Origin of the sequence: Tannerella sp., assembly GCF_052170195.1 — a bacterium.
Classification (GTDB): Bacteria; Bacteroidota; Bacteroidia; order Bacteroidales; family Tannerellaceae; genus Tannerella.
The window spans coordinates 1-12791 of sequence record NZ_JBQNAZ010000058.1; the positions used below are offsets into that span (position 1 = coordinate 1).

The following is a 12791-nucleotide window of genomic DNA, read 5'->3' on the forward strand; positions in this document are numbered from 1 at the left end:
GAAAAACAGCCCTGAAAGGGCGCGTTAATTCAGCCCAATGCGCAGCGAAGCGAAGCGTTGGGAAAACAAACCGAACGCAAATTTCGCAAATGGGCGCAAATTAACGCGAATAACTGTGTTTGTCATTCCGAATGCCCCCTTTGTCATTCCGAACGCAGTGAGGAATCTCGCGAGGAAGAGGAAAGAGATTCTTCGCTTACGCTCTGAATGACAAATTAATGGTTAATTGTCAATGGTTAATGGTTATGCCGGATACATGATTTGGCGTGTACCACGCATAACAATTGACAATTAACCATTGAAAAACAGCCCTGAAAGGGCGTATTAATTCAGCCCAATGTGCAGCGAAGCGAAGCGTTGGGAAAAAAGGGCGACCCCCTCGGCGGAGGGCTGAAAGCCTGACGTAATTCAGTTGTTAATAGTTAATTGTCAATGGTTATGTGCCCGAACGCAGAGGGACATCCCCCCTCCCCCCCTTCAAAGGGGGGAAAGAGCGAAGCGAAGGGGGGATGTTATCCCTTCAAAGGGGGGAAAGAGCGAAGCGAAGCGCACGAAGCCTTGACCTTTGGGTTACTTTTGGGTCAAGCCAAAAGTAACGGAAAGAACGCTCTGAACAATAAAAGAAACGAATAACAAATAGTGAATAACGAAAAATGATTATTAACATTAAATTGTACAAAACGATGAAAAAGAAAATGTTTACTTTATGGATGACGGGTCTCTTCTTATTGTTGACGACCCTTGGCGCTGCGGCGCAAAACAGCGGAACCACCGGACCGCTGAACTGGAGCTATGACGCCGGCACCAAAACCCTTTCCATCACCGGAACGGGCGCCATGCCGGACTACGCGTCTGGAAGCGATCAACCTTGGAAGGCTTTCCGAGACGAAATCGAAACCGTCACGATCGGCAGTGGCGTAACCAACGTAGGAGAGTCTGCCTTTTGGGGTTACGGGCAGCTGCAAAATATCACGCTGCCCGAAGGGGTTACCACCATCGGAGAGCGTGCTTTTCAGGAGTGCGATAAGCTCGACGGGATTACGATCCCGAGCACGGTTACCGCCATCGGACGTTCAGCCTTCTTGCGATGCACGGCTCTGCCGGCCATCGGGGTGGCAGCCGGTAATACCCATTTCACTTCGGCCGACGGTGTGCTTTACAACAAAGCGAAGACCGAGCTGGTCTGCTATCCAATAAAGAAACCGGGCACCGCCTTTACCGTACCCGTGGGGGTAAAGGAAATCGGAATCGTTGCTTTTTCCGATTGCACACTGCAAAGTATCACGCTGCCCGAGGGACTTACTACCATCGGAGTGAATGCTTTTTTGTATTGCTCTGCCTTGAAAAGCATCAAAATCCCGGGTTCCGTTACTTCCGTCCAACAGCGTGCCTTTGCGGGTTGCACGGCGTTGACGGATGTAACCGTAGCGTGGAATACACCGCTTGCCATCGACCCAGATGTTTATGCTAGTGTTACGCTCTCGGGCGTAACGCTGAAAGTACCCAAAGGCACCAAGGCGAAGTATCAGACTGCGCCTGTCTGGAAAGACTTTAAGATCAATGAGACTACAGCCAATCAAACGATCGACGGCCTGCGCATCTTTGCCGCCGGCGGCGCACTGCGCCTCACCCTGCCCAAGGCCGAGACGGTACATATATATAATGTAAACGGTGCAATGGTAAAAACGCTCGCGCTCCCCTCCGGCGACCATGTTCTTCCGCTGTCCTCCGGCGTGTATGTGGTGCGCGTAGGAGAACGGGTAACCAAAATTCTTATAAAGTGAAAAACGAAAAGTGAAAAGTGAAGAGTGAAAAGTAGTCAACAGTAATTAATGTTGTCAATGTAGGGGCGAACCTTGTGTTCGCCCTTTTTTTGTGTGATGTTGGGTTATCAGAACGCAAATTTCGCAAATGACACAAATGGGCGCAAATAACCGCGTTTGTCATTCCGCCTCTCCCCTTTGTCATTCCGAACGTAGTGAGGAATCCCGCGGGGAAAAGGAAAGAGATTCTTCGCTTACGCTCTGAATGACAAATTAATTGTCAATGGTCAATGGTTAATTGTTATGCGTGGTACACGCCGAATCATGTGCCTGGTATAACAATTGACAATTAACCATTAACAATTGAATTATGTTATGCCGGGTTATCCGAACGCAGAGAAGCATCCCCCCAGCCCCCCTTCAAAGGGGGGAAGAGCGAAGCGTTGGGAAAAAAGGCGCCCCCTTCGGCGGAGGGCTGAAAGCCTGATATAATTTAATTGTTAAGTATCAATGGTAAATGGTTATTTTCCGGATACACGGAACAGCAATTAACTATTAAATTACCTATCACCGATATATACATACAACAATCGCCTATTCCTTAATGATCTACCGTCCGAAAGCTCCACCAATGATATCGAGCAGTTCATTCGTAATAGCTTGCTGACGAGACTTGTTGTATTCGACGGTAAGAGTGCTGATTAGATTATCAGCATTCTCTGTAGCCGCCTGCATGGAAATCATACGCACGGCATGTTCCGATGCACTTGAATCAAGCAAAGCGGTATACAGTTTCAACTTGACACTCTTCGGAATCAATACACGAAGCAAGGCTTCGCGCGAAGGTTCAACAATATACTCTGCCACAGACCACGTTTTCTCTTCTTGCGGTTTGGGAAGCACGAGTGGCAATATTGTTTCACGCTTTAACATCTGCTTACCAGCACTTTCAAAATGATAATAAATCAATTCCACCCTATCGAGTCTCTTCGCTTCGAACTCCCGGATTAAAGAGCCTGCAAATTCTGCAATCGTTGTATAATCGGGTTTCTCCGCAAGTCCTTCGAAGTTTTTTTCCACGATGTACCCACTCTCGCGAATCGCGTCGAAAACTTTTTTTCCGACGGTATACAGACGAATGTCTTCAGCAGACAACCGATCATATTCTTCGATCGTTTTCAGCGTTGCGCGTATAATGTTGGTGTTGAACGCTCCGCACAACGATCCATCGGAAGAAAAGGCAACAATCGCAACCCGCTTCACTTCGCGATCATCACAAAGCGAATTCGCATATTCGCCCGACAGTAATGAGTTCATCACATGATGCAACGATGCAGAATAGGGAAGCATGTTTTCGATCGCATGCTGTGCCTTGTGAAGCTTTGCAGACGAAACCATCTTCATTGCCGAAGTGATCTTTCGGGTACTTCTGATTGACCGGATGCGTTCTTTTATTTCTTTCAGTGCCATTGTTTAATACACAACCCTATACATTTATCTACGTTCTAGACGACGATTCCAAACGGATACTGCCGGCCACTTTTTCGATAATCGTCGCCACCTCCATATCGAATTGTCCATTACGGAACGGTTTCAACACATCGTCCTGATGATTATTTCGAAGTATCTGCAAAAAGGTCCGCTCGAATTCACGCACTTGCTCTACAGGAATATCTTTAAGCAAACCGTTTGTTCCACAATAAAGAATCGCGATCTGTTCTTCGACTGGCATCGGAGCATACTGTGGCTGAACAAGCAACTCCGTGTTCTTCTTCCCTTTATCAATGGCAAAAGCCGTTACGGAATCCAGATCGCCTCCGAACTTGGTGAACGATTCCAACTCGCGAAATTGCGCCTGATCAATCTTCAGCGTACCAGCCACTTTCTTCATTGCTTTTATCTGTGCACTTCCTCCGACACGCGACACGGAGATTCCCACATTGACTGCCGGACGGATACCCTGATTGAACAGATCGTTTTCAAGAAAAATCTGTCCGTCCGTAATAGAAATGACATTCGTCGGAATATATGCGGAAACATCACCCGCCTGTGTCTCAATAATCGGCAGAGCCGTTAGTGATCCACCGCCCTTCACTTTCCCTACGAGGCTCTCCGGCAAATCGTTCATTTGTTCCGCCACATCCTGCTGACTGATGATCTTAGCTGCACGTTCCAACAGTCTCGAATGCAGATAAAAGATATCTCCGGGATAAGCCTCACGCCCCGACGGACGACGTAAAATCAACGAAATTTCACGATAAGCGACGGCTTGTTTGGAAAGATCGTCGTACACAACAAGAACGTGCCGTCCCGTATCACGGAAATATTCACCGATCGCTGCTCCCGCAAAAGGTGCGAAGTATTGCATAGCCGCAGAATCCGACGCATTGGCCGCCACGACAATCGTATAGTCCAACGCCCCCTTTTCTCGCAACGTCTGAACCACTGAAGCCACCGTCGATCCTTTTTGCCCGATAGCCACGTAGATACAATAAACAGGCTGGCCCTCCTTAAAATTCGCACGTTGATTGAGAATGGTATCGATGGCGATGGCGGTCTTTCCCGTCTGCCGGTCGCCAATGATCAGTTCGCGCTGCCCGCGACCGATAGGGATCATCGCGTCAATTGCCTTCAATCCCGTTTGTAACGGCTGACTGACTGGTTGGCGGAAGATGACTCCCGGAGCCTTACGCTCCAATGGCATCCGGCAACGTACCCCCTGAATCTCGCCCTTACCGTCAAGCGGTGTACCCAACGGATCGATGACTCGTCCGAGCATCCCTTCGCCCACATCGACCGACGCGATTTCTTTCGTACGCTTGACAGAAAACCCTTCTTTAATCTTGTCGGTCGCACCGAGTAGAACGGCTCCCACATTATCTTCTTCAAGATTCATCACCACACCCATCACGCCGTTTTCAAACTCCAGCAGTTCATTGGCCTCGGCATGATGCAGTCCGTATATACGGGCCACGCCATCGCTGACTTGTAAGACCGTACCGACCTCATCGAATTCGAGTTTCATGTCTATCCCCTCAAGTTGCATCTTGAGCACTTCGGAGACTTCACTTAATTTTATATTGTCAGACATTTTATCCATGAATAAATATGATTAAATATGTTTTATCGCACATGTTCGGTTTCACGCATACCTATACCGGCTGAAGCAAGCAACAGCCGCCTCAGTCGCGCAAGTTGTCCTCTGACAGAAGCATCTAATCGCATATCGTTCAGTTGAAAGATAAAACCTCCCCCCACTGTCGGATCGGTATGTGCCGAAAATTCAACATCTCCCCGAGTCCGTTTTTCCACCTGCCGACGGATACGCGTGAGCATTTCTTCACTCATCGGCCGAGCCGATGTGAGGTGAACGATGCTGATATTCTTTCTCCTGCGATAATATGTCTGGTAACTTAGCACAATATCATACAACATACCCTCCCGGTTATTCTTCAGGATCAACCTGACAAAATCAAGATAGGACTGTTCGGGTTCGGGACCGGCAGCTTCTCTCAGTATTTCCTTTTTGTATTTGACGGGAACTACGGGGCTGGAAAGCGTATCACGCAGTTTCGGAATGCCGCGGAGCATCGACGAGAGTGTTTGCATGCGTTGATAAAGCGCCTGCTCCTCGTTTCGTCCCAAAGCATACTCATACAATGCTTTCGCATATCGTATAGAAATCAATCCTGCATTCATCATTCTTCATTATCATCCGTTCACAACCCCGCCAGAGAGAGACTGAGAACAGGTTGAATCTCCCTTACGATCTAATTCTTTTCTATCTCGTCCAGCAAGTGGGCAATGAAAATCTCCTGCCGCGCAGGATCATCCAACTGCCGACGAAGCACTTTCTCTGCAATATCAACGGATAAGCGTGCAACCTGCCCACGAATATCGCTCACAGCCTGCTGTTTCTGAGCATCTATCTGACGCCTCGCTTCATCCAGTTGCTTCTGTGCCTCTGCAGCGGCTTTCTCCTTAGCATCCAGTATCATCTTGTCACTCTCAGCAGTAGCCTGCCGGATCAGCTCACTTTGACGCACACGGGCTTCGTCCAGAATGCCCTCCGACTCCATCCTGATCTCTGCCAACCTGCGATTTGCCTCATCGGCTGCCGCAAGCGATTGCTGAATATATTCCCGGCGTTCATTGACCATTCGGGTGATGACGGGGAAGCCGAACTTTGTCAATAGTCCGAAAACAATCAGAAAAGACAGCAACATCCAGAATAACAGTCCAAAATCGGGTGTTAACAATGACATGCTCTAAATCTTTTTTGTTAACTGTTCACAGCCATCAGACAAACAACGATTGCAAATAACGCCGCACCTTCAATTAATGCCGCGACAATAATCATCGACATGCGTACATCACTGGCTGCTTCGGGCTGACGTCCGATCGCTTCCATCGCGCTTGAACCGATTTTTCCAATACCGAGACCGGCTCCAATAACAGCAATAGCGGCTCCCAACGGTGCGGCAAATGCACCCAAGTTTGTTGTTGCTTGCAACATCATGTTTAACAGTGTCATAATCCTTTAATTTAAAATTATTATTTTTATTTTATTTCTTTACTTTTTCACGTTGATGCTCCGGTCTCGAAAGCCCGATAAACACGGCCGAAAGCATCGTAAACACATACGCCTGAATATAAGCGACAAGCAGCTCGAGACAGTTCATAAACACCGACAATAAAACGGAAAAGACTGTCATACCGGCATGCATTGCAGCCCCCATCTTAGCCGTGATAAATACAAGACAAGTAAGTGCGATGACAATAGAATGCCCTGCCATTATATTCGCGAAAAGACGAATCATCAAAGCAAACGGTTTCGAGATCAGCCCAAACAGCTCGATGATAGGCATCAGAGGAATTGGCACTTTCATCCACATCGGTACATCCGGCCAAAAGATATCTTTCCAATATGCCTTATTCCCAAACACATTAACGGCAACCATCGTGCAAATAGCAAGTGTGAATGTAATTGCAATGTTTCCGGTCGTATTGGCTCCTCCCGGAAAAATCGGAATTAACCCCATCAGGTTGTTAATAAAGATAAAGAAAAATGCCGTCAGGAGATACGGAGAATATCGCGCATAATCTTTTCCGATACTTTTTCGTATCACCTCATCTTCAATATTCATTACAAACATTTCAACAGCTCCCACGAATCCACCCGGAACGGCATACTTGGGATGGCATTTATACCATCTCGCAACAGACAGAAAGATGACCAGCATGATAATCGAATTGATGATCAACGCCAGCGCATTTTTTGTCAAAGAAATATCCAATGGACGTACTTCCGCACCACCGACATCACGTTCGACAATCTTTCCGGCATAATTCCCTTCGGACGCGATGTAAAAACCTTTATATGAGGCGTCATGTGTAAGACGAGAAGATGAAAACACGTGCCATCCCGTCGTCGAAGAATAAACAATCACCGGCAGGTAGATTGACAGGTGCCGATCGTTGATCGTTGTAATATGCCACCAATAACGGTCTTGTACATGATCAAAGATAATCTCTACCGCATTGATTTCAGGCTTATGGTCTTGGGCATACACAGAAGAAGACGACATGACGGTCAGGAGACCGATCATACCCATCAGCACTCTGATTTTTATACCACTATACTTTCTTCTCATCTTTTGGGGTCCTCGTTCTTTTATGATGCTTGTGTTGAGAATCGATATTGTACAACACAAACAATTTGACGCACATAAACCAAATATAAAACAGCCCGAAGGTAAGTAAAAACGCTCTACATTGTACATGGATCCGGTAAACGTAATAAAACAAAAGGCAGGCCGAGAGAATAAACTGCGAAGTGTTTAACAACATCAGCCGCGCAACAGCACGTCCGGGATGCAAACGTTTGCTCTCGATACGAGACACCGCCAACAGTACCGTCAGACCTAACAAAAAGAAATACAAGGGATTCAGGAGCATATACGACGTATAGCTTTTCGGAAAAAACCGGTAGACAACCGCCAATTCAATGACTCCAAACATCAAAATACTTCCAAGCACAAATGTATTGACCGTTTTATGTGAATATGCACTACTCATTTTTCTTATTCTGATCACAATACATGTTTTATATCTCTACACAGGCCGTTATCTGGTCCGCTTTCACTTCTACAAATCCGCTTCGTATAGCTATGCGACGGGCTTCTCCACCCGAAGCAACATAACATTCGATTTCTCCTTCGACTAATGACGAGATGATCGGTGCATGCTTCGGCAAGACTTCGAATCGCCCTACTTCACCTGGAAATACAATACGTGAGCATTCTCCTTGATATACGGTTCCGGAAGGAGAAATCATCCTTATTTTCAACATCTCCTTATTTTTTATCTACCTGATCTTTGATTTTCGCAGCCTTTTCTTTTGCATTTTCAATCGTTCCGACATTCAGGAAAGCTTGCTCGGGCAAATCGTCTACTTCTCCGTCAAGAATCATTTTGAAGCCTTTTATATTATCTTCGATTGAAACCATCACACCGGGAACCCCGGTAAACTGTTCTGCCACAGAAAACGGTTGCGACAAAAAGCGCTGCACGCGGCGAGCACGATTGACGGTCAGCCGATCTTCGTCCGACAATTCTTCCATGCCGAGAATCGAAATAATATCCTGCAACTCTTTGTTGCGTTGCAGAATCTGTTTCACGCGTTGCGCCGTACGATAATGTTCTTCTCCGACGATATTCGGATCGAGGATGCGAGAGGTAGACTCGAGCGGGTCAACGGCCGGATAAATACCTAATTCTGTAATTTTACGACTTAATACCGTCGTCGCATCAAGATACGAGAATGTTGTTGCCGGCGCAGGGTCCGTTAGGTCATCAGCGGGAACATACACCGCTTGTACCGATGTGATGGAGCCGCTTTTAGTCGAAGCGATACGCTCTTGCATATTTCCCATCTCAGTAGCCAAGGTAGGCTGATACCCGACCGCTGAAGGCATACGCCCGAGCAAAGCCGACACCTCACTGCCTGCCTGAGTAAAGCGAAAGATATTGTCGATAAAGAACAAAATATCTCTCGAACCTCCCCCCGTATCACGAAACGACTCAGCAACAGTCAGACCCGATAAGGCCACTGATGCACGTGCTCCGGGCGGCTCATTCATCTGACCGAAGATCAGCGTAGCCTGAGATTTTTTCAACTCTTCGTAATCAATCTTCGATAAGTCCCATTCTCCTCGTTCCATCGCTTCCTCAAACGCTTTCCCGTAACGAATGACACCAGACTCGATCATTTCACGCAAAAGATCGTTCCCTTCACGCGTACGTTCACCTACTCCGGCAAAAACAGAGAATCCGTTATGCCGCTTGGCTATATTATTAATCAGTTCCTTAATCAACACTGTCTTACCCACACCGGCTCCGCCGAACAGACCGATTTTTCCACCCTTCAGATAAGGCTCCAGCAAATCGATCACCTTGATCCCGGTAAACAAGACCTCTTGCGATGTCGAAAGGTCTTCGAACTTAGGAGGCTCACGATGTATCGGCATAGCTCCGGCTTCGTCCAAAGCGGTCATACCATCAATAGCCTCACCGATAACATTGAGTACACGTCCCTTCGTCTGTTCACCGACAGGCACACGGATCGGTGCATAGTCCGACACAGCTTCCATACCCCGTCGCAGACCATCGGTCGAGTCCATCGCCACCGAGCGTACACTGTTCTCGCCAATATGCTGCTGTATCTCAGCTATGAGCACCCGCCCATCGGGCCGTTTGATCGAAACGGCATCATGAATAGACGGTAGCTGAATGATGGTATCGGAATCATCTTTCTCGAAACTGATATCGATTACCGGACCGATGATCTGAGAAATATATCCTGTTATCTTTTTCTCCATATTTTTTAATCCTCATTCATAAATTAGGCACAAAGATATGAATATTAAAATGTTATTTATTGATGAAAAAGTCATCGAAAATGTTCATTTTGGATATTTCCAGTGGCTTTCTATTCCGAACAGAGCCTTTAAGCAGGCTGCGTATTGGCGATGGGCGTTTTTTAGTACTGAACTTTAATCAAGGAATGAAAATTGAATTTTGTACATCCGTTGATACGAAACCATTCAGCTCGCCTATTGCCAGCACAATATTAGCCGGCGTTATTTTTTATCTCTTCTAATCTGTTTCAAGGCTTCCTCTATTACCATATCTTTTTCTTTCATAAACATATCAACATTCTCCTTTACTTCTACATCTGGTTTTATTCCGATTCCAATAAATTTGTTCCCGTCAGCATCCCATTCATTTTTAGTACAAATTTGAGCATTAATCCCGTAGCCAAGTTCTATATGTATAGGATTGCCTGTGCTCCCTCCTGTGGGCATACCAATGATTTTCCCTTTTTTAGCACTACGAAAAGCCACACAAAAATTTTCGGCAGATGAAAAGGTCACCGCATTTACCAATAACATTACCGGTTTGGTATATACATTCTCTTCATTCACAGGAATTAAATCATCCGGGGTTTCCATATACCACTCTTGCGGATATCCCCATGAACCATGTGCGGCAATGTACATACGACTGCTCCAATTACCCATCTTTACAGGCTTGCCGGACAAATGACGAATAATATAGTCGGCATTTCCAGAGTTTCCCCCCATATTGTCCCTCAAATCTATAATCAGAGCATCTGTCTTTTTGATGTTTTGATACAGAACATCAAATTCCTTTTTAAAGTCATTGCCCATAAAGGTATTTATTTTCAATAACCCCACATTGCCGTTTAATATTTTGTAATCAAATGTATTATTGGCTATATCCCAGTTTATGTTTCGATGACTTTCAATTGTAAAGGTTTTACCATCCCGATTTTTAAATAAAATTTTTGATACTCTTGAACCTTTCTCCTTTGTCAATTCAAAACCTGCATAAGGGGAATAATCCAACCATTGTGATGTTGAATATGACACCAATGGACGTTTATAAAGATTTACATACTCTATCACATCCAATCCATCAATTTTTACGATTTCACTTCCTATTTCAACACCTTGTTTTTGAAAATCGCTACTTAACACGTTTGTTACAAAAACTCGGTCGTCTATCCGTTTTGTTTTGAATGGAAAAGGTTTTATCCAATCCAAGCTATTGTCCGAATTGGCTTCATATACGTAAGTGTGCCCATCTTGTAATTCGATCGATAAACGTTGTAATTCCCGTACATACTCTTCTTTTGATTTTGTTGCCAAAAGTTTGGGGAGAGTCGCTAAACAGAGACTGTCCCAATCGAATGTCAAATTATTGTAAAATACATAATTATATTTCACCTCCGTGCAAAATTTTGACAAGACATATGCTTTTTGTCCATCAGTAAAGTCTTTCGAAGCATCCTGCGCTTTCAAATTAACAGCACTTGATATTGATACAGAGAAGAGCAATAAAAAAATTCTTTTCATTGTGAATTTACTTTCTATAATGTTAGTCAACAGAGAAATAAACGGATTACTTCTGCTTTAAGCTCGATGATTTGTCGACCGACATGGTTACGGTACAATCGCCTGTGTACATGACATCCGATCCGCCTCCTACTTTGGCCGATAGCCGTTCCGTGCAGTGGATATCGGCATCGCTTCCACCCGAAACGGATAGGTCACAGTCTTTTATCACGAATCGGTGGGCATTGAAATCGCTACCGCCCGAAATGGACACGCTGCAAACGTTGGCATGACCTGACAGATCTCCGTCACTACCGCCCGAGATCGCTAAATCACACCGTTCAGTCTCTACCGAAGCGTTGAAATCGCTGCCGCCGCTACATGCCACGTCCAGCGTCTTCACATTGATGTCCCCTTTGAAATCACTTCCTCCCGAACAGGTTACTGAAAGTGCATCTCCCTGTAAGGTCGTATTTTTCGTATACACATCGCTGCCGCCACTGGCCGAAATCGCAGTGAGTTGTCCCGTATTCGGCACGATAACTTTCGGGCTTTTCCCATTGAAGCGATACCCATACCCTTGCTTCATTTTAATCTTTAACGTACCGTCTTCCACTTTTGTTTCCACGTATTCCTGAAGGTTTTCATCGGCAACCACGACAATACCACTCGTCAGATCGCCGGAAATTTCAACATCCAGTCCGCTTCCTACGCTAAGCGCCTTGTAGCGCCCTACACTTCGTTGACGTTCGACTGTCTGCCCGTCTCCTTTAATGCGCCCTTGCGCAACACAACTCATTGTCGCCACAAGCGCAATGACCGATAATAAAATTGTCCTCATCATGATATTTATTTTCATAATTCAATGATAAGACGTAAAAAACGCAGAAATGTTACACTTCCCGCCCTGCGGATTCCTGTGACAAGTCTGTTAAAATTCGGATGTAAAGTGGAATTGTATCTCCGGAAAATCTTGCTGCGCCATCGTCAGCACATACGCCGAGTCGGCCAGATACACATCCCTCCCTTCATGGTCGACAGCCATATACTGCGCCTTACGCTTCTTGAAACTGTCGAGCATTGCTTTATCGTCGCTTTCTATCCAGCATGCCTTGTAAAGGTTGATCGGTTCCCAGCGGCATTGCGCTCCGTACTCGTGGAGCAGGCGGTACTGAATGACTTAATAAAATTACGAAAGACGAGTTACAACATTCGCGTTCGGGACATCGTTCCCTGTCATTCAGAGCGAAGCGAAGAATCTCTCTTTTCCTTTCCCCCGCGGGATTCCTCACTGCGTTTCGGAATGACAAAGGGTGGCGTTCGGATTCCGTGTACCACGCATAACAATTAACCATTGACAATTGACAATTGAATTGCGTCCATTCGCGCCATTTGCGAAATTTGCGTTCGGACATCACACAAAAAAAGGGCGAACACAAGGTTCGCCCCTACATTGACAACATTAATTACTGCTGACTACTTTTCACTCTTCACTTTTCACTCTTCACTTTTCATTTTTCACTCTTCGTTTTTCACTTTTCACTTTTTCGTTTTTTTTCACTTTTCACTTTTCGTTTTTCACTTTTTATTTCTATCTTTGTGCTGTGAA

11 protein-coding genes and 1 pseudogene are annotated in these 12791 nt (G+C 45.7%); 1 reads left to right on the plus strand and 11 read right to left on the minus strand.

From position 1 onward, the window contains the following. Window positions 1–683 precede the first annotated feature (683 nt). Window positions 684–1784, plus strand: coding sequence for a leucine-rich repeat domain-containing protein (locus ACTTKA_RS11135; RefSeq protein ID WP_442725087.1), 1101 nt, complete (start codon window positions 684–686; stop codon window positions 1782–1784). 588 nt (window positions 1785–2372) lie between these two features. Here the strand turns inward: ACTTKA_RS11135 and ACTTKA_RS11140 are convergent. From ACTTKA_RS11140 to ACTTKA_RS11190, 11 genes and pseudogenes are all read right to left on the minus strand, one after another. After that, window positions 2373–3233, minus strand: coding sequence for a F0F1 ATP synthase subunit gamma (locus ACTTKA_RS11140; protein WP_442725088.1), 861 nt, complete (start codon window positions 3231–3233; stop codon window positions 2373–2375). A 28-nt stretch (window positions 3234–3261) separates the two neighbouring features. Continuing rightward, window positions 3262–4854, minus strand: a complete 1593-nt coding sequence (gene atpA, locus ACTTKA_RS11145; RefSeq protein ID WP_442725090.1) for a F0F1 ATP synthase subunit alpha — start codon at window positions 4852–4854, stop codon at window positions 3262–3264. Between the two features lie 32 nt (window positions 4855–4886). Continuing rightward, on the minus strand, window positions 4887–5465 hold the full coding sequence (locus tag ACTTKA_RS11150) for a F0F1 ATP synthase subunit delta (RefSeq protein WP_097560427.1): 579 nt from the start codon (window positions 5463–5465) through the stop codon (window positions 4887–4889). A 68-nt stretch (window positions 5466–5533) separates the two neighbouring features. Further along, complete coding sequence (gene atpF, locus ACTTKA_RS11155) at window positions 5534–6028, minus strand: F0F1 ATP synthase subunit B (RefSeq protein ID WP_442725089.1); 495 nt, start codon at window positions 6026–6028, stop codon at window positions 5534–5536. Between the two features lie 17 nt (window positions 6029–6045). Further along, on the minus strand, window positions 6046–6297 hold the full coding sequence (atpE, locus tag ACTTKA_RS11160) for an ATP synthase F0 subunit C (protein WP_014224102.1): 252 nt from the start codon (window positions 6295–6297) through the stop codon (window positions 6046–6048). A gap of 31 nt (window positions 6298–6328) precedes the next feature. Beyond that, a complete protein-coding gene (atpB, locus tag ACTTKA_RS11165) occupies window positions 6329–7351 on the minus strand; it encodes a F0F1 ATP synthase subunit A (protein WP_442725091.1) in 1023 nt (340 codons plus the stop codon). 518 nt (window positions 7352–7869) lie between these two features. Beyond that, window positions 7870–8115, minus strand: a complete 246-nt coding sequence (locus ACTTKA_RS11170) for a FoF1 ATP synthase subunit delta/epsilon (protein WP_060827399.1) — start codon at window positions 8113–8115, stop codon at window positions 7870–7872. A gap of 4 nt (window positions 8116–8119) precedes the next feature. Continuing rightward, complete coding sequence (gene atpD, locus ACTTKA_RS11175) at window positions 8120–9643, minus strand: F0F1 ATP synthase subunit beta (RefSeq protein WP_074449509.1); 1524 nt, start codon at window positions 9641–9643, stop codon at window positions 8120–8122. Between the two features lie 261 nt (window positions 9644–9904). Next, window positions 9905–11203 carry a S41 family peptidase gene (locus ACTTKA_RS11180; RefSeq protein ID WP_074451480.1) on the minus strand — a complete coding sequence of 433 codons (1299 nt, stop codon included), beginning with the start codon at window positions 11201–11203 and terminating at the stop codon, window positions 9905–9907. A gap of 46 nt (window positions 11204–11249) precedes the next feature. Then, a complete protein-coding gene (locus ACTTKA_RS11185; RefSeq protein ID WP_172793858.1) occupies window positions 11250–12026 on the minus strand; it encodes a head GIN domain-containing protein in 777 nt (258 codons plus the stop codon). Window positions 12027–12113: 87 nt separating this feature from the next. Beyond that, window positions 12114–12362: pseudogene (locus ACTTKA_RS11190) on the minus strand (peptide chain release factor 3); the annotation flags it as partial. Between the last annotated feature and the right edge of the window lie 429 nt (window positions 12363–12791).